At 44.6% G+C, this 19,520-nt stretch carries 14 protein-coding genes; all 14 read right to left on the bottom strand.

Annotation, left to right across the window (positions count from 1 at the left end; genetic code table 11):
- Positions 1-477 precede the first annotated feature (477 nt).
- Positions 478-2,913, bottom strand: a complete 2,436-nt coding sequence (locus G8O23_RS15700; protein WP_166366586.1) for a TonB-dependent receptor — start codon at positions 2,911-2,913, stop codon at positions 478-480.
- Positions 2,914-2,922: 9 nt separating this feature from the next.
- The gene (locus tag G8O23_RS15695; protein WP_166366584.1) at positions 2,923-3,822 is read right to left on the bottom strand and encodes a DUF4249 domain-containing protein; all 900 of its coding nucleotides are present in this window, start codon (positions 3,820-3,822) and stop codon (positions 2,923-2,925) included.
- A gap of 20 nt (positions 3,823-3,842) precedes the next feature.
- Positions 3,843-4,415, bottom strand: coding sequence for a hypothetical protein (locus G8O23_RS15690; RefSeq protein ID WP_166366582.1), 573 nt, complete (start codon positions 4,413-4,415; stop codon positions 3,843-3,845).
- 446 nt (positions 4,416-4,861) lie between these two features.
- Positions 4,862-5,917: a BF3164 family lipoprotein gene (locus tag G8O23_RS15685; protein ID WP_166366580.1), complete on the bottom strand. Its 1,056-nt coding sequence runs from the start codon at positions 5,915-5,917 to the stop codon at positions 4,862-4,864.
- 17 nt (positions 5,918-5,934) lie between these two features.
- Positions 5,935-8,964 carry an efflux RND transporter permease subunit gene (locus tag G8O23_RS15680; protein WP_166366578.1) on the bottom strand — a complete coding sequence of 1,010 codons (3,030 nt, stop codon included), beginning with the start codon at positions 8,962-8,964 and terminating at the stop codon, positions 5,935-5,937.
- 595 nt (positions 8,965-9,559) lie between these two features.
- Positions 9,560-12,712: an efflux RND transporter permease subunit gene (locus tag G8O23_RS15675; RefSeq protein WP_166366576.1), complete on the bottom strand. Its 3,153-nt coding sequence runs from the start codon at positions 12,710-12,712 to the stop codon at positions 9,560-9,562.
- 280 nt (positions 12,713-12,992) lie between these two features.
- Positions 12,993-14,045, bottom strand: a complete 1,053-nt coding sequence (locus G8O23_RS15670) for an efflux RND transporter periplasmic adaptor subunit (protein ID WP_166366574.1) — start codon at positions 14,043-14,045, stop codon at positions 12,993-12,995.
- Between the two features lie 77 nt (positions 14,046-14,122).
- Positions 14,123-14,878, bottom strand: coding sequence for a signal peptidase I (gene lepB, locus G8O23_RS15665; RefSeq protein WP_166366572.1), 756 nt, complete (start codon positions 14,876-14,878; stop codon positions 14,123-14,125).
- Positions 14,879-14,881: 3 nt separating this feature from the next.
- A complete protein-coding gene (locus G8O23_RS15660; protein ID WP_166366570.1) occupies positions 14,882-15,364 on the bottom strand; it encodes a hypothetical protein in 483 nt (160 codons plus the stop codon).
- A gap of 92 nt (positions 15,365-15,456) precedes the next feature.
- The gene (locus G8O23_RS15655; RefSeq protein WP_166366568.1) at positions 15,457-16,536 is read right to left on the bottom strand and encodes a BF3164 family lipoprotein; all 1,080 of its coding nucleotides are present in this window, start codon (positions 16,534-16,536) and stop codon (positions 15,457-15,459) included.
- A 125-nt stretch (positions 16,537-16,661) separates the two neighbouring features.
- Entirely contained in the window at positions 16,662-16,901 is a 240-nt protein-coding gene (locus G8O23_RS15650) for a hypothetical protein (protein ID WP_166366566.1), read from the bottom strand.
- Between the two features lie 397 nt (positions 16,902-17,298).
- The gene (locus tag G8O23_RS15645) at positions 17,299-17,637 is read right to left on the bottom strand and encodes a LytR/AlgR family response regulator transcription factor (protein ID WP_166366564.1); all 339 of its coding nucleotides are present in this window, start codon (positions 17,635-17,637) and stop codon (positions 17,299-17,301) included.
- Between the two features lie 583 nt (positions 17,638-18,220).
- Entirely contained in the window at positions 18,221-18,802 is a 582-nt protein-coding gene (locus tag G8O23_RS15640; protein WP_166366562.1) for a hypothetical protein, read from the bottom strand.
- The gene (locus G8O23_RS15635; RefSeq protein ID WP_166366560.1) at positions 18,802-19,164 is read right to left on the bottom strand and encodes a hypothetical protein; all 363 of its coding nucleotides are present in this window, start codon (positions 19,162-19,164) and stop codon (positions 18,802-18,804) included. Before G8O23_RS15635 ends, G8O23_RS15640 begins: the two co-directional genes overlap by 1 nt.
- Between the last annotated feature and the right edge of the window lie 356 nt (positions 19,165-19,520).

Below are 19,520 nucleotides of genomic sequence, written 5' to 3'. Positions count from 1 at the left end.
GGGTGTTTAGTTTTTACTGTATCTCTTTGTAAGGTATGTGTTGATACGCTAACCGGAGTTATACCTCATCACTTCGTGTAACAAATTTAAGTAAAAATATTTTATTACCCCCCCCCCCATTCGTATGCTATAAAACATACTGCACTTAAGCGTATCCATAACCACTAGCCAAAGGCTAAATAGAGAGCCCTCGTTACTGCACGAGTCGTCTAGTGTGGCTTTTGCAGCAACGGCGAGGGGGTATACCGTCCTTATTGTGAATGTTTTAACCGCAGTTGACAGGTAATAACCTAATTCAAGTTTAAATAAATGATTTCCCTCTTACTCACGGGTTGACTGTTCGCTTAGCAGATATTCAACCCGTGAGTAAGATTAGGAACTTGTAAAAAGGAATTTAGTTATATTTTGCTGGTAGCAGAACTGCTCTGGCAAAGCCAGAGCAGTTCTGGGTAATTTATAGCCGCCAGTAACCCCTGTTTAGTGGTAAAGAAGTTTCTGGAGCAGTGACCGTTTTTTGCGTGGGGTGTAACCCTCAGGTTTGGGTTCTCCGAAAAACACTTTGTACGAAACCGTTGGGATAACAGGGAAAAAACTTGCTTGGTACAGCGTAAAGGGCTCGTAGGTGTTTCTGCCGCTAAAGAAGGGGGTTGGAACGCTCCCTTCCATTGAGGTATCATGTGTATAAACGTAGCTAAACGGGTTCTTCCGGTTGTAGGCATTGTAAACTGCAAATGTCCATTGTGCCTTATTGCCATAACGAGTGTAGGTGCTGTAGTGCAATGCCAGGTCGAGCCTGTGGTAGCTCTTCATACGGGCGCTATTTCTCTCGCCATATACAAATGCCTCGTAGTAGTCGGGTTCCTCGTCGGTTAAAAGCCTTAGCTCTGGGACGTTTTGCCGCCCAATTACTGGGGTAAAGGGTAAGCCCGACTGGAAAACCCACGATGCGCTAAGCGTAAGGTTTTGGTTTAGCTTTCGGCTGATGTTCATCGATAGGCTGTGGGGGCGGTCGTATTCAAATACGTATTCAACCCCATCGTTTATGCCGTTGTATCTTCGGAATGCCTTGGACCACGAGTATCCTACAAAACCAGTCCATTTGCCTTGGTTTTTGCGTATAAATACTTCGGCACCGTATGCTCTACCATCACCACCACTTTCAACCTTTGACCGCCAAGTACCATCGCCCATAAGTGTGCTGTATCCCTCGGCATAGGTTGATATGCTTGTCAAGGTTTTGTGGTAGCCACTAACCTCGGCATCGAACATTCCATTTGCAAAAACACCACGCCACCCCCCCGATAGCTGCTCGGTTGATGCGGGGCTAATGCTTTTGTCAGCCGGAACCCAAACTTCGCTGCTCATTATTTCGCCTTGGGTAAACAGCAGATGCGAGAACTGGTTGGTGGTCATGTACCCAATGTTTACCGAGTGGTTTGTGTTTATGTTGATGTCTAGGCTGGCTCGGGGTTCAAGGCGAATTGTGTTGTAATTTTTGGTTGCATAGCTTACCAGCCTTGCCCCAAGCCGTAGGTTTAGAACTTTTGGAATTTCCCATGCATTGTCGGCGTAAATAGCCGATTCAAGAGCATTTATTTTGGGCTCGTTTGTTACGGTAGGGTTGTTTGATAGGTATATGCTATTGGGATTGTAGCTAAGGAGCGACGACTGTAGTCCAAAATCGATTTTCCATCCTGTTAAAACCTCACCCTTAAAACCCCATTTGTAGGAGATGTCCTGTACTGACGAGAGAAATTTTCTGGTGATATCGTATTGGTTATCAGGTTTAGTGTTCTCATAGGTTTGCCTGAGTTTTAATCTGTAACGAACGTACGATAGGCTTTGGGTTGAGTATAGCCTTGGGCTATGAACCCTGCTCCATCGGGTAGAGAGTAGCCAGTTGCCCCAAACATTTGCCAAACGAGCCTTCTCGCTCCCCGACAAGGATTTTTCGCTATACCAGTAGTTTAGGTAATCATCGCCTTGGTAAAGGTTAAAGCTAAGGGAGTTTTTGGAGTCGGGGCGCCAGGTGAATTTTCCGTTGATATCGTGAAATCCGTACGTTATGATATAATCGCCACCACCCGATAAGTGGCTAGCCAAAGCAAGTAGAGGGTCGATTAGGGTTTTGCGCCCAGTTACAATAAACGTTGTGTTTTTTATTGGTGTTGGCCCCTCTACTGCAAATGAGGCATCGGTAATACCAATGCTGTACGATCCCTTGGTGCTGTTCACGTTGCCCTCACGTTGGGCAATATCAATAATTGACGATAGCTTACCACCGTAGGCAGCAGGGAAACCGCCTTTATACACGTTGATATTGTTAATTATATCGGGGTTGAAAACCGAGGTAAACCCACCCAGATGGTTTACGTAAATTAGCGCTACATTGTCGAACAGGTAAAGGTTCTCGCCGGGATTGCCTCCGCGAACCATCACGGTGCTTGCCCCTTCGTTTTGCGATTGAATTCCGGGTAACAGCTGGATGGCCTTCATCACATCGGGCTTGGCGCCCAGCGAAGGTAGCTGCTGTAACTCCACATTGCTTAGGGTTGATATATTGTGAGTTAGCCGTTTGGTGTGCTTAATTACCACCTCATCAATGTCGTTAGCGGGGCTTAGGAGCACCTCCAATAGCGTATCGGTTTTTGTACTGTGCACGTACGTTTTGGTTTTGTAGCCCACAAACGAGAACGTTAAGGCATTGCCATTTTTTATGCTGATGCTAAAAAAGCCGTTATTATCGGTTGCCACAACCCTCATTCGGGTGCTATCAATTACATGCGCACCAACCATTACCTCGCGGCTAAGGCTATCCTTTATAAAACCCGATACGCGATGCTGCCCCGATGCCAATTGTGGTGTTAGGAGAATGCACAAAGCCAATAGAATGTGTGAGTATATAATCTTCACAATAAAATGTTATTTAGGGGTGTGAATTGATGAGTTTGCCCAAGAGTAACCTGTAAAAATGCCATACCCATTCTCGATATTACTATGCAGCTTAAAGTGCGATGTTGCACCGGGAGTAAGGAGTGGCTCGCCAGTTGATTGCTCGTAAAGGTAAAGTTGCTTTATGTATTTATAGTAGTCGTAGCTTACTGTTCTTAGCTCAATTTGAATTGGGTCGAGGGTCCAAACGGGGTTATTAACCCCGTTTATGTACATATTGTGTCCATTTCCGTAGTTAATGGTCATGGTGTAGCTGTTGCCCTGTATGGTTTGGTTGCTAAATACAAGCAGCGGGAGCCCCTCGCTGAGTAAAACCGGATCGACAATGTTCGATGTTTGTAGCTGCGTTCTAACCCTATCTTCTCGTATTATTTTTATTGCTATTTGGTAGTAAGTTGTTTCATCGGGATTGTTGCTAAACGATACCCTAACTGCAGCAAAAGGCCATCCCTCCTCGTCGGCTCCAGCAATATTTATATGCTCCGTAATTTTAACTTTACTGTGCTTAGGGATATATGTTGACCCAATTGCCGTGGGATGGCCCGGAATGGTAACCTCACATCGGTATTCGGTCTCTTCCTGAGCCACCAGCTGCGATTTGTATATCCCATTGCCAGTATGCTCAAGGGGTTCGGCCAGCTCATTGTTTACGTAAAGAAGTACTTCGGCATTATCTACAACCGAAGCCTTTGGTGCTTGCAAACCAACAGCCAGCGATACGTTAACCTTAATTGGTTTCCCGGTAATAATAATGCTGTTAACCACAGGCGTTGGGTTAAAGCTGCTGTGAGGCGAGTCAACTTTATCAATACATCCTGTAAGCACAAGTAAAAGGAACACTAAAGCAACTATAGGTTGCTTTACCAGCATGACTTTCATTTTTAAGCAATTTATAGTTTTATGGCTATTCCCAGCCTATACCCTGGCTCAAAACCGTTTTGCTTAACCTTTTTGCTAAAGCCATACTCGACATACAAGCCAAGTTTGCTAAATAAAAAGTAGCTTGCCCCCATGTAGAATCTTGCATCGAAGGTACTGCCACTAAGCGCGCTCTCCTTAGGTGCCACAAAGCTTATCAGGCCAACTTTTCCCGAGATGTATAGGTCGAGTCGGGGTTCTTGAGCAGGTTTTAGTAGCGGTAAAATTTGAAGGTTAGTGTTTACGCCGTAGAAAAATGCGTTGGAGATGTAGGTTTGGATATTCTGGTTTAGGCCTGTTGTGGCATCGTAATTTGTGTAGTTGGTGTACCCTAGGTAAATGCCCGATTCCAAAAAGTTGTGGTGTCCGTAATTACCCTCAAGCCACAGGTTGTTACTCATCAATTTGCTGCTCCAGTTGGCTAATTCAGGTGTATTGGAGTATCCTAACTTAAAGGATTGCCTGTTGTTTAGAGACTTATTTTGCCCAAGGCTAATTGTGGTAAGCCCAAGCGATAGGGCTAAGCAAAGTATAATTCGCTTCATAGCTTTTCTATAAGTTTTATGGTGGATTGCAAAGTAAATTTAGTGAGATATGTTGACATACAATGTGCTTGTTTGCACTATTTAACAGGAGTTAAGGTTTTGTAGCTTTACTACATAGATGATAGCTGGTAATTGATTGAAATAGTTCTTAATCGCTAACTGACGTATAGCTCACCTAATGAGGTGTTTGCAATAGCAAAAACTTAGCCATCCACTACTGCTGTTTGGTCTAGTTTTTCGTTAAATGCCTATTATGCTCATTTAGCAAAAGCATTTATTTTGGTATTTCCTACCATTCGTGACGACTGGCTGCGCCAAACTCTCCGCCAGTTGGCGGAACGGTTCGTGTGGCAGCGGTTCGTATAGGCTTTTTGCAAACCAATTATAATGGATATGTCATGTGTTATCTTTTTACCCTTCATTTTAACAGATCTCTTACCTTTTTATCACACCAACCCCTTAAGGCTAATATATCCTAATGAATTCATTCTGGCATTGGAGTATATTATAATCCGATTATTCTCCTCGTCAACGCAAAAGTAGCCTATCTCTTCACCCACCTCAAGGGTTTTAAGGTAGTTACCCTTTAGGTCAAATATTAATATTTTTGATGGGCTGAGCCCTCTTGGCCTATTGTTTTCATCATATGTAAATCCATATTCGCCAAGATAAGTTGTAAAGATGTATTTGGATGTTAATGCAACTTTTGAAAAGAAATCGATCTGATTGTACCTCTCCTTGCCCCATCCCGGGCCGTAAATATTGGCTAGCAGGTTTCCCTCCAAATCGATAAGCGTTAGCAGGTCTAAATGCCAGTGAGCATTTACGTAAAGGTTATTTTCTACAGATAGAGCAAAGCTCGAGTTGGAAACCCATCGGCCTTTAGCATTGGGGTTTTCATAGCCAAACTCAGCAATATGCTTGGTTTTTGTATTCAGCTTAGCGGTTGCCATCTCAAAGCTGTTGTGGGTAAGCGGCACAACCGAACGCCCAATGATGGTGCTGTCGTTGGTTAAGCTGTAAGTAATCAATTCAAGCACATCAGGTAGCTGAATGTAGTCAGTTGGTTTATAGCTGTTGTTGGAGAGTACGCTATCCAGAGGAAACCGCCACATAACCCTTCGTGCATGGTCCGATACCCACAAAATATTCTTATCCTTTTCAATGGTAATATCGCCGGGTCTGGTAATTTCTTGTGGCCCTTTGCCCAGTATTCCTGTGCTTACTATATGCTCAAATGTGTTTTTGTTGAGCATATGGATACATTTATCGTAACCATGCAGAGTTAGCTCGCTAAGGATTAAAAGGCTATCGTTTATCGATAGTAAGGATGGGCCAAAGAAAAGACCGTTGTCAATATCAACAATGCGGTTGCTTACATCAATTACATTGTTTCGCTGCTTTTGAAACCGCTCTGTTGTTTCGGGGCTTTTACACTGAACTAAAATGCAGCAAATGATTAAGGACAGGAATGTTATAAGAGTGGCTTTTGATTTATGCATGGTTGTTGGGTTTTCAATTATTTATCGTGTTTCCGGTACAACCACCAATAAACCAGCGGTATAAAGTATAAACTCACTAGCGTACCAAATGCCATTCCGCCAATGGTGGCAATGGCTAGGGGCTGTTGTAGCTCCGAGCCCAAATCGTGCCCCACCAGAATGGGAACCAGCGCAAGTATGGTGGTTACGCTGGTCATCACAATGGGTTTAAGCCTGCGCTTTCCGCCTTCTGCAATGGCATCCATAAGGGTTAGCCCCTCGGTGCGTAGCCTGTTAATGGTATCAATCTTCAGAATGGAGTCGTTTACAATAATACCGCCCATCACCACAAGCCCAATCATGGTCATTAGGTTTAGCGTGCCGCCCAGCAGCCAAACAATGGCCAGTGCGCCGGCAATATCAATGGGTAACTCTAGTAACACAATAAGCGGTTGCTTTAGCGACTCGAACTGGGCTGCAAGTATAAAGTACAGCAGCAGCACCGATACCAGCAGCACCCCAACCAGTTCCCACACCAGTACTTGCGAGCTGAAGTAGTCGCCGGTAAAGCTGAGGTTTACCTTTTGGTTCTCGGTATTAACTTTTTGTAGATATTGGTGCGATTGCACAATATCGGCATCGGATCCATTAATCTTTAGGGGGATAAAGGCTCCGCTGTTATCGCCATAGATACTCCTAAACCCCGACTCCTCGGTAGTGCTCACAAGGTTGCGTATGGGAATATCCACGCCATTGGAATTTTTTACGGTTATCTTTTCTAGCATCTGTTGCATTTGCTCTGGCTCATCGCCAAAAACAATGGGCAGCACCTGCTGCTCAAAAGCCAATCGGCCCACCCGGTTGCTTTGCATGGCCACCTCAAGGGCTTGCTTCACACTGTTTGTTTTGATATTATAAAGACTCATAGCGGCGGGGTTAAGCACAAGGTGTAGCTGCATTTGCTGTGGAACCCTCTCTATGGCAAGATTTGGAAAGTTTGCCTGTAGCTTATCGGTTAGCCCTTCCATTGCTTGGGTTGAGGGGATAAGCTCGCCCTCGCCACCGGTAACCTTCACAATGAGCCGTGCCTCTGGGGCGGGGAAAATCCGCTCGAATGCCGACTCGGCAAAGGCAAATCCCAGGTTTGCTGTGGGGTAGTGGGCGTTTACCCACTCCAATATTCTTTGGTTTAGCTTATCAATAGTGGTGTTGCCGTTAAACCGAAAGTACAGACTGGCATCGCTCTCGCCCATTTCCATACCACGGGCAAGTAGCAGCTGCTGTTGCCCCACAAAGAATGCCGATTCGGTCACATCACCCTCAACGGCACGTAGCAAATCGGAGCATCGCTTGGTGTTCTCGTCAACGCTAATATTGCTACCCCATGCTATATTGGCCACCGTTTCAATGCGGGTTAGCTCGGGCATTTGGCGTTTTTCAATCTTCAGGAAAAGCACAGGGGCTAGACCAATAAGCAGTAAGCTAATCAGCAGAAATAGGTTTCGTCGTCGGAAAACCATGTTGAACCCTGCCTTGTAGCTGCTTACCAAAGGAATTAAGCCCGATTTGGCCACCCATTTATCTGCCCGCTTTAGGTTGAGGCGGTAGTAAAGGGTGGGCAGCAGCGTGATGGATACCCAAAACGAAACGCCAAGGCCAATGCTTACGGCCAGCGCTTGGTCGCGGAACATCGCACCCGACAGCCCGCTTAGGAATACCAGCGGGATAAACACGGCTATGGTGGTGAGCATCGACGAGAGCAGGGGACGAATCACCTCGTTGGTTCCGCTGGTAACGGCATCGTGTAGCTGTGTGCCTCGGGCGCGCCACTGGGTAATATTATCGATAACCACAATGGAATTGTCTATCATCATACCCACGCCAAGTATTAGCCCCGAGAGCGAAACGATGTTTACCGATAGGCCCGTAAGATGAAAAAACATCATACCCACCACCAGCGAAACGGGAATGGTTATGCCCATAAGGATTGGGTTTCGGTAATCGCCAAGGAACAGGAACATTACCGACACGGCTAGTAGCACCCCGGCAATTAGCGAGTTGCGCAGGTTCACAATGCTGTAGTCCAGAATCTTGGTTTGGTCGTGGCTTAGGTTGATACTTAGCTCTGGGTAATCGTTCCTAAGTTGGACAATCAGCTTATCCACGGCCTTTTTCATATCGCCCATGCGCGCATTGGTGTGTTTTACCACGGGCATGCAAATGGCCGGACTGCCATTGTAAAGGTAGGTTCCCTGAGCGCGGGCAGGTTGCAGGGTTATGGTTGCCAGCTCGCTAAGCGAGAATACCCTTCCACCAGCATTAATGGGGATTTTGTTGATATCGGAGGGTTGTACCACGTTCTGCTCAATTATCACATCGTACACCAGTTGCCCCTCGCGTAACCTAAGGCTGCCCAGCTCAAACATGCTTTGGTTTAGGGCAGCCTGTATTTGCTCGGCACCAATTCCAAGAGCCCGCAGCTTACCCCTATCGGGCTCAATAACCAGCTGTGGCGATGTTGTTCCGGTGATATCGGCTAGGGCAACCTCGGGTAGCTGCTCCACCCGTTTACGGATAACTTTTGATGATACCTGGCTTAGATCCAGCATATGGGCAGGGGTAAGGTTGCCCGTATCGGCATATTGTATATTGATATTAAAAACGGGCAGATCCGATGCGCTGGCCTTTATTACGCGTGGTCGTGGAACCTCGCGGGGCAAATCGGCCATGGCCATATCAACCTTTTCGTTCACCTCAACAAAAATAAAGTCGATATTTACGCCGTAGTCGAATTTTAGCGTTATGGTGGCTTCGCCATCGCGGGAGTCGCTCTGCATATCGTCCAAACCAGGTATTTGCAGCAGCTGCATACGTAGCTGCGATACCACCGTCTGCTCCATCTCCACGGCGGGTTTGCCGGGGTAGCTTACCTTCACGGTTATCTCGGGGATATTGATATTGGGCAGTAACGATACGGGTAGCAGAAACGACGAGAAGATACCCAGCAAAAGCAGGGCAAAAAATGTCATTAGTACTGCAACGGGACGGTTAATTAAGAACTTTACCATAGGTTAATGTTTTCTGCAATTCTGTCCACAAATTAGCACAGATTAGCGCAAATATTAATTTGATGCAATTGTCCTGCAATAGGCTGTAGTAAGCGGGTTTGTGTAATCTGTTGATTTGTATTTTATGTATCAAGTGTTATTCCTTATTAAAATTCTTGTTATGCTACTTTACTTTTGACATCCAATCTTATTTTCGGCGCAAGTTTATTTTCGTTTCAATCAAGCTACTCACGTGCGCCGATTTTCTTTCTTGACCTTCTTTCTTTTACCAATATCTCGCCGCTACGCGGTTTTTTTTGCTAACAGGATGACTCTATCCGCTTGGAAAAGAGATTTGCTTTGTGTTTATCCAATATCAATCATCCAATCCCTTTAGACGCCTACCTTTTGCAGGGAGCTTTGCACCCTGTCTGCCCTTTTGGCGACAGGCAGGGCTGTCAGGTCATCTATAGCCTCAATCAATCACCCAATCACCCCTGCCTGCCGTAAACGACAGTCAATCAGTCAATCATCCATCCAACCAATCTAATTAGACGCTGACAGGAGCTGCGCACGCTGTCAGGTCATTTTCAGCTTCACTCACTCACTCACTCACTCACTTCTTCCTAAACATTCCTCCAGGCAGTGCCGGTAAAAACAGCAGCAGCGACGGGATGCTAAAAATTAGTCCTCCAATGGTTCCCGTGGCCAGCGAGAACCAGAATGGCTCCTCGCCAAACATCACAAAGGGCAGCAGCCCAAGTACGGTTGATAGCACCGTGAGCAATACGGGAACCACCTTGGCGTTTACGGCCCGAATATAGATGCTTTGTGGTGTTGCGTTCGGATATCGTTTCCTCAGGTTATTCTGCTCGTTGATAATGTATATAGCCGAGTTTACCACCAGTCCGCCTAGCAGGATAAAGGCGGCGTAGGTTCCCTGGTCGAACGAGAGGTCGAACATCCAGTAGGTGATAAACACCCCAATAAACGATAGCGGAACCAGCAGTATTACCGCCAGCGGTTGCCTAAGCGACTCGAACAGCACCGAGGTTATAATAAAAAGGATTAGCACCATAAGCCCAATTAGCCCATACTGCTTTTTATCCTCCTTGCGCCACGAGGCATACTGGCGCTTTCCCGCCTTAAACCCAATGGGTAGAATGGTGTTAAGACGTTCAATCTCCCTGTCCAACACCATTTGCACCAGCTTGTCGGGGCCAATGTAGTTGTAGGCCAGCGTTACAATGTACTCTTGGTTTACCTTGTGAATTTGGTCGTTGGTGAGCTCATCGCGGAAAGTGCCAACGGTTTCGGTGCGGGTTTGGTACTCGTTTACCTCGGTGGGCGATTTTTTAATCTCAAAATCGGAGGGTACCATATCCCTTGCAGGCCTTATACGAACCGTTGATGTTTTGCTATTTACCGTTTCGTAACGAATTAAATCCCTACGAGGTGAGAAGCGAGCCAGCTCGCTGGCCATTTGGTAAGCCGGGATACCCTGAATTAGTAGCAAGCTGTTGTCGAGGTTGAGGAAACGCCGATACTCATCGGTAAACCAGTAGGCATCCCCCCCACGAATCCATATCTTATCAACCCTTGGCATTTTGATAAGCGAGTCGGCTGCTACCCGAGCCCAGCTCATTAGCTGCCTGTGGCTGTAGCCTGTTAGCCTAATTTGCGAGTTGGCCCAGCCAGTGCCTAGGGCATTGGAAAACCCACGCCCCACACCATAGATTGAAAAATCGGCGCCGGCTTGGGTAATGGCAACGCTCTCCATCTTCGATTTTATGACGAAGGGGAACGAGCTATTCTCGTGCTCGGGGGTAAAGAAAATTTCGATATTGAAGCCAGTTCCCCGCACGTTGCAAATGGATTGCTCCACCTCGCTATGTACCAGTATATGCGACTCGAAAATGGCAGCCAGATGGTTTGCCTGCTCAAGGGTTGAACCCTGTGGCAGCGAAGCCCTCACAAACACTCGGGTTCGCTCTGGCGTTCCCCAAAAGCTTTTGGTCCACACGCTATTGTAGAATAGCCGTAGCGAACCACCCAAAACCTTTTCGGCTGTGGGTTTTATTGATGTTCGGTAGGTGTTTGAGCCCAGGGTGGAGTTGTATATATCTGGCCAGAACCCCTCTTCTTCTATTTTGTCGGGTAGGAGAAAAATGGGCAATCCTACTGCTAGCAAGCCAATGGTAAGCGCTATCTTTCTAAATCGATATATATTTGATACTAACCAAGCATATCCCTTAGATAGTTTGTACCTGAATCGGAGTGTGGCATTGCGCCGTAAATTTTGAATGGTGCCAAGTTTAAGCCTATCCACCAGCGAAGGTATTAGGAACAGGCCAATAAGCAGCGATACCGAAAGGTTGACAATGATAACCCAGGCAAAATCGGTGAGGTTTGCCCGCTGGCTCTCCTCTAGGAAAAATATTGAAACCAGCGCCCCAATGGTGGTGAGCGTTGCTGCCAGAATAGCAGTAAATACCAGCATATTTCGCCTATGGCGCAGGTGGTCCACCATTACTAAGGTATTGTCAATTATTAGTCCAAGCGACAGGGTGATGCCCGAAAGCGAGTACATATGTATCTCGAGTTTCATGGCGTGGTAAAACAGTATGGCTATGGATAGGTTGGCCACAAGGCTCACAGCCACCACCAGCAGGTAGCGGAAGCTACGCGATGCCACCAGCACAAATATCAGCAGAATGCTGATGGAGAATATGGTGCGCAGAAAATTTTTACGCAGGTCGGAGCGCAGGTGCGTGGTGTTGTCGTGCGATTTTAGCAGCTCAACGCCCGGCGGAAGGCTTTGCCTAATAATATCAACCTCAGCATAAACATTGTTGGCTGTGGCAATCTGGTTAGCCTCGTCCGACGATTGTACTACCAGCGTAATGGCCGTTTGCCCGTTTATACGGAAGTACCCATCGGGTTCGCGCTCGCGCAGCTCCACGGTAGCAATTTGCCCAAGGGTAATAATGCGACCATTAATGTTGGCTACCTCAATGGTGTGCCATTTTTTAGGGTTAATGCCTGGCCCGGTGAGCAGCAAGGGCATAGATTTTTCAGTGGCGGTTGCCTCAGCACCAAGGCCAACGCTATAGCCATACTGTGCAATGGCCTGTGCAATGTGCTGCGCTGTTATGCTGTGGCGATGCATGGCCTCGGGGTTATACTCAATATACCAATCGTTGGTGTTGGCACCGTAAATGCTTACGCCGCTAACCCCTTCTATTAGCGATATGGGCGCAACAATTACATCGTTGGCCATCTCCCTTAGCTCTGGAGGGTTAATATCCGAAGATATGGTATAGGTGAGGAGCTGTACCAACTTTTCCCTATTGCTTGTTTGGGCGCTAACCCTTGGGTAGGTTACTCCCTGTGGAAGTCGTGGGTATGCCTCGCGGATGGCCGATAGCACCTTGAACCGAACCATGTCGGGCTCAGCATCGCGGGTTAAGTTTAGGGTTATGCGACCCCAGCCATCGCCCGATACGGAGCTAACCCGCTGCACCCCATCAACCAGCGAGAGTAGCCCCTCGAGGGGAGCTGTTGTTTCCATCTCAACCGCCTCGGCGCTTGCCCCGCTGTAACTGTACGAAACGTAAATGCTGGTTCCCTGGGTTGATGGGTAAAGGCGGATGGAGAGCTGCGGAGCAATGGTTATCCCAGCTAGTACCAGCAACGCAAAAATTACAACAACTGTAAACGAGCTGATGTAGGAGGGAAGGAGGGAGGTGCTTTTTTGGGAGGGGTGCATTGGGTGGATGAGAGATTTTGGTTTTTTTGTTTTTGATGTTGGATGTTGGATTTTGGATGTTAGTTATAGGTTGTCCCTGCTCGACTGACGAGGCAGGGGTTGTCAGTTGCTCGTCTCAACTTGTCTAGTCTGTGTTAACTGACTAGATAAAATAGCTAATATTTGGCTGGGTGACGAGATTGGTTGTTGGATAAGGGATAGGGTATTCTTGTTTTTTACATTCTTCATTCTTCATTTTACATTTTACATTTATCATTTATCATTCATCATTCATCATTCATCATTCCCTAACCCACGCTTCGTGTCCAATGGTGGCGTTGCCCTTCACAATAGCCCGGTCGCCCTCGTTTAGGCCCTCGGTAATTACCACATCCTGCGTGTTGCGTGGCCCCAAGGTTACGTACTGCCAGTAGGCCAGCGAGTCGCGCATAACAAAAACCACATCGCGATTCTGGCGGCGTGCCAACCCATCAACAGGAATAACCAGCTGGTTGGGTAGCGCCTTGCGTACCAGAACCCTCACGTTCATCCCGGGTATAATATCATGATTGCCATCGGTAAGGTTGGCAATAACCGATACCATTCCGTTTTTATCGACCATTCGGTTTATCTCGGTGATTTTACCTTTTACCCTAAGGTTTTGATTTGAGAATGGGTGCACCTCAACCTCGGTGCCCAGCGTGGCCATATGCAGTTCCGATTCGAGCACGCTGAACGAAACCCTGAGCGATTGCTCATCGACAATTTGGCAAAGGTACTCGTAGCTGCTGGTGGGGTTGTGGGGTTTGGCCTGCAGGCTTACCACCCGCCCAGCAAATGGCGATTTGATAACCGTTTTGCTAAGGTTGTGCTCCCGCTCCCTAACCTGCAGCTCGGCCTCGGCAAGGCCACTCTGTATGCGGGCTGTATGCATTACCTGTGGGGGTAGGTTCGATGTATCGGAATAGCCCAGCAGCACATGCCTCATCTCAACCTTGGCGCGTTGCAGGGCATTATGGGCACGCTCCAGCGCCATTTGCTGCTCGGTGCTATTGAGCTGTGCAAGTAGCTGCCCTTGCTTCACAAGCTGCCCGTTGGTAATGGGTATGCTTTCGATAACTCCCTGCGCCTCGAATGTGATTTTGGCCATTTGTCCGGCCTCAACCGTTCCGTTGCACAGCAGCTCATGGTAAAAAGTTTTAATGGTAGCCGGTGCGGTGGTAACCATTACAGGGGTTGGGGCGCTCTTGCGCTCGTTGCTGGTGGATTGCTCACCATCGGCCCTGCCCGATGAGCAGGATGCTGCCCAAAGCAGCTGCCCCAAAAGGGGGAGAAGTAGAAAAAGGCGATTCATCTTTTAGGTTTTGTGGGTGTTTAGTGCAAATATAGTGTTTTGGTATCTAAAGCAATTATTGACTGCCTGTTTTTAAACTATTCAATGGGCTTGAAAATCCTTTTGAGGTTTGAAATGGGTTTGTATATCGGGAGGATTATACGCTTAGCTTTGCTTATCAAATGACTCTCTGATACAAGTCCCCAATGCCTTGAGTCGGTAGAGAAAGCCAGATTATCACCACAGGCAAAGTAATAGTTTTTGGTGAAGGTGTACTCGGTTAGCGCACTGTCACCATTGGTAATAATTCCATTTTGCGTTAGGGATAAATTGGGCGATTCGTAAAGGATATACCTGCTGTACAATAGTATGCTCAATTTATTGAGCTCAATGGTGACCCCTTTTTGGGGAATCCATAGGGGGCCAAAGTCAAGCGCCGACCAGGGTACTACTGAAGTGTCGTTGGGGAAGATCTTTTGGCTAGGATAGGGAAACGATCCTGCTGAAATAGTGTTAGCCAACAGTTTAGCTTTATTGTTAGCAATGCCATTAACCATTACATTACCGCTTACAAATTGGACTGTATCACCGGGAGTACCATATAGTCGCTTTACCATAATTAAGTTTGAATCGTTGGATTCACTTGGTTTTGAGAACAACCAGACCTCATTCCTTACGGGGGTCTTACGTTTTAGAACATAGGGATTGATAGCCACGATAAGGTCTTGGCTCATTATGGTTGGTTCCATGGAGGGGGTGGGCACCAGGTAAATAGCCATTACAAAAATCCTAATTATAAGGACAAAAAGTAGGATTGAAACAATCCAAACCAAATTTTTCAAAAGGGTGTTCATGGGTTAATTATCCAAATAGCTTTTGATAGCCTTCTCGTATTGTTCCAACATACCCGGCATAACAAGCGGGTCACCTTGGAGTATGATGCTTAACGTGCTATCTACTAAAAAGGTATTCAGGTGTGCTTGGGAGTATTTCAGGTTATTAAGAGAATAGAAACTATCGCTATCATCTATAAGCAGAATGCCGCTGTGCTTGATCTCGGGGTAGAAAACCTTTAAGAAGTAATCGGGGTAGGGGGTAGTTACGATGTAAACCACTTGAAGATCTTTAAACGGCTCCTTACCTCGGATTTTTTCCCACTCCTTGAACTTTGCCATACACACGTGGCACTCGCCCCAGATGGTGGTGATGATAACAGCTGTTGACCAATCTACAATCACTTTAGGATTTACCTTAAGGAGGCAGCTCTCATCATCTATCTTGAAAAGAGAGTCAGGAATAGATATTTTAGCAAAGGTTTGGTCGGCACATTGAGTATTCATGTTGCTTTTACAGGATACGATTGATAGTGTCAGTGTTAGGATTAGAGCTATTGATGGGTATGATTTCAACATAGTGCAAGTTGGAGAAAGATTTAGTTTAAATCTTCGAGGTTTAACTTGAATATCTGAAAATTACTTTCCAGACTGTTTGCATAGACAAAGAATTCACCCGAATCGTTTACGTCAAAGTGTATAATTGGGTCAGGGAAATGCAATCGGGCAACTGGGTTTGCGTCCCAATCAAAAACATGTATTTCTTGAGGGTAATTAATGCCTCCTGAGGACGAAAAATAATCATCTCCAACATAGCTTGCAAAAACGAAATTTTCTGTTTGACTAATCTGTAAAGTATATGCTTTCCAACTATTAACAATATTCTGATTTTGAATAGTTGGAGTAATATGGGAGAAGTTTCTGCCATAATATTCCATGCTTTCTCCAGTTGATGTATTGTATTTAAAAACTTTATCTAGAAAATGGAACGTTCCAATGGCAATGCCTGATTTTTTGTTAAAAGCAAGATTTTTGTAATGGAAGTAGTTATATTGCATTTGGTGAGGTAGATCATTACGTGACTCTTTATACAATCCGTAAGTTTTTACTATTTCGCCCTTCATATTTAACTCTGTGAGCATAGAAGAGTCCTTCGTAGAGGAGATTAGAATACTTTCATTGTTTAAAACTGTATAATTAAAAATTGGCATTAGTTCTAGAGGAATTTTAAAGGAAATTGATGGTTCTACATTATTACTCTCCAATAACCTGCAAAGTGAAATGCAGTGAAAAGATAATTTTTGGAAATCCATAAACCATATATTTTTATTGAAATGATCTACTTGAAGAACCCCCGGGCCTAAATGTTCATTCGGGCCTTTGCCCACCGTACCAAAAGAAGTTATTAGGCCTAAGTTTTGATTATTATAGACTCGAATAAATCCATTGACATGCCGTCGGTCCAGAACGATTAAAAGGGTGTCCAATGATTTAAAAACTGGTTCTCTAAAATCATTAGGCTCTATGCTCTTAATTAATTTTTGCTCCATATCAATCATTATAGGAAATGGTTCGAGAGTTTCAATTGTCTTTTTTTCAGAATTTTTCCCACAGGAATTAATTGTAAAGATCACCAGAACCAATAAATACGATTGAATTAATTGTTTTGTCCAAATCATTAAATTAGTTTTTTTGATGTGATATTGCCAAGAGGCTGTTTTCTGGTTTAATATTTATTTGTCTGACATATAATATGAATGTTGACTTTTAACAAAATAACAGCCTCTTGGCAAAGTGTAAATGGTTAATTAACAGCTTCTGTTGGTACAGTAGGCTTTGGTTTTATGTAAATTGGATTGTAAAGAAATGTTAATACTTGTCCGTCTTCAACACACCAACATAATCCAAAATCTACACAAGCAACCCAACTGGTTGGGTCTGCATATGCTTTGTTAACTTCGAGCAAGTCATTTTTGTTAGAGGTTGTAAATATGCCGAAAATCATTGCAGCCACCGCTGCCAATACTAAAACTTTCTTCTTCATAACTTTAATTTTTTTAAATTTAAACCAAGCGCAAAACATCATTAGTTTTTTGTATTGTAATTGCGCTTTTTTCTTACCAATTAATTTTTCTCCATCAGCAACAGCTGCGCTGGAAAATCAGCATAGCTGTGTGCGGAGCCCAGCAACCACTACTTGCGGTTGCATCGTAATTTACGCTATCTTTGTCACAACATAATTTACCTCCTTTCCTTTTTAGGTTAGGGGCGTGCGAAGGGGAAGCTTGGGCTGGTTGGGCTGTTGGCTTCCCCTTCTTTATGCCCACATTTTTATGGTTATAAATGTAAATGATGTTTTGTAAACATCCAAATATCAGCCAAATATGGATAACTGCAGCACGAAAGGCGATAAGTGCATCATTTGGACCGATAACTGCAGTTTAGCGTTGGGTAAGCAGCTGGCGGATATGGGGGTATTTTCGCTGCGAAACGTCAATTCTGTGCGTGCCGCTTACCAAAATGTACCGCTCGGGGTGTCCTTGTAGCTTGGTAACGTGGTTTAGATTTACCAGGGTGCTGTGGTTTACCCGGGCAAAGCCCAAGGGAGCTAGCGTTTCCTCCACCTCCTTCAATGGCTTGGCAAGCCAAAGGCCGTCGATTTCCCTGGCGTGAATTATGGTTTTCCCATCCTTCCAGCAGGCGTATAGGATCTCGTCAAGTGGCAACAGCCTGGTTTTGCCCCCAATGGCTACCTGTAGTTTACGGTTGTAAAGCGTCATAATGTTTGGGTTTTAGTTAGTTTATAGCTGATTTTCGGCGCATAATTTTATAGCAAGAGCCCATTGGCTAAACTCTTCCCGTAGCGATAAAAATTTTTACCACACGCCGGGAGATACCATGCCCCTCTACCCTATATCCTTGGTTTGGGCCATTTGTGACAACGTTTTGTGAACTATTTTTGCTATTTGGAGGGATTCTAAATAATCAGAAAGATTAATGGCTTGTCTGGTAGTGGTTTAGTGGTGGGGCGTGTTTATTTTTCTAAAGGTACGTTTTTTCCTATTTGGGTTGCTCAGGATTCTGTAGGCGCAGCGAGGCGCTGGTTAAGAGCTACCTCGATGAGCAGGATGCTGCCCAAAGCAGTTGCCCCAAAAGGGGGAGAAGTAGAAAAAGGCGATTCATCTTTTAGGTTTTGTGGGTGTTTAGTGCAAATATAGGGTTTTGGTGAAAAGTTTTACAGTTTATATTGGTTTTGCATTTATAATTGTTACTTTGTGTTTTTCTCGAAAATTAATACCCCTCTCTTACACCGAACTTAACTAAATCCAAAACTTTCATTCAGATATCTGGGTAATTAGATTGTTAGTTTGGGCTGTTATCGTCAGTCTGATATTCTAAAATAGCATTTTCATACTTAGTAATCATTCTTGGATTATTAAGTGGTTCTCCTTGTAATATTACTTTTAAAGAGCTATCCACCAGAAATGTATTTAGATATGGAGTAGAATGCTTAAGCTTGTTAAGTGTAAAATACCTGTCACGACTATCAACAAGTATAGTCCCACTGTGATTTACTTCTGGGTAATATACTTTCATAAAGTATTCGGGATATGGAGTAGTAATTATGTAAACAATATCTACTTCATTAAATTGCTGATTGGCCAAAAGTTGTTCCCATTGTTCAAACTTTTCCATACAAATATGGCACTCACCCCAGATGGTTGTAATAATTGCCAATTTTTTAGTGATGATGAGCTTAGAACTATAATGGATTTCAAGTTGACTGCTCTTAACTATGAGTAAGCTATCAGGTATTAATAGTTTATAATCTTCTGCAGGTTTATTTTCTATACAACTAAAAAGTGAAGAAGCTAACAGAAAACAGAGAACATGAAGTTTTTTGCTAGTATCTATTCTGAAATTCTGTATGCAATATTCTGCCATTATTTTTCAGATAAAAATGGTGGCAGTTTGTAAACGACAACCTCTGGACTATCGCTGGTTGTGATTATGTATATTAGGTTCTCGTGAACAGAAAAGTTAACGATTGGACTAGTGAATATTAGTTCAGCAATTGGATTCAGGCTCCAATCAAATACGTGCACCCGGTCTGGATAGTTAGTACTGTAGTTCTCGTCATATAATTTGTCTCCAAGGTAGGAGCCGTATACAAACCCTCCATCCTCTTTCAAGCAAAAATAGCTTACATTGTCAATTACCACATTCTTATCAATAATATTTGGAGCAGATTCCGCTATATCTGAAAACAACAAGGTTTTTGTTTCATAGGTTGACAAGTTTGACATTACAAGGCAATCGTGCAAAGAAAACGCACAAATAGAGATGTTTAACGAGTCGTTGTAGACGCTACTACGAGAGTAGTATTGATTATAAAGATGTTGCATATAAAAATGAGAATGGAACTCATCTCGATAAATAGGATTTTTGATGTTTAATCTAGTCATCTTGCCATTGTTGTTTAAGATTGTGAAAAACGAAGTATCAACACTCGATGATGCAAGAATGCTAGTATCTGGTAGAATGTTAAAGGTTGTAAGCGGCATTGGTTTAGCCCCCTATCAATCGGACTTTTGTATAGATGGTTAAACAAACATAAACATTCTTTTCTAACTTTGCAACGGCAAGGAACAACCGACGGCGA

Source organism: Perlabentimonas gracilis, from assembly GCF_011174675.1.
Lineage (GTDB): Bacteria > Bacteroidota > Bacteroidia > Bacteroidales > Tenuifilaceae > Perlabentimonas > Perlabentimonas gracilis.
This window is presented reverse-complemented; position numbering and strand designations above follow the sequence as displayed.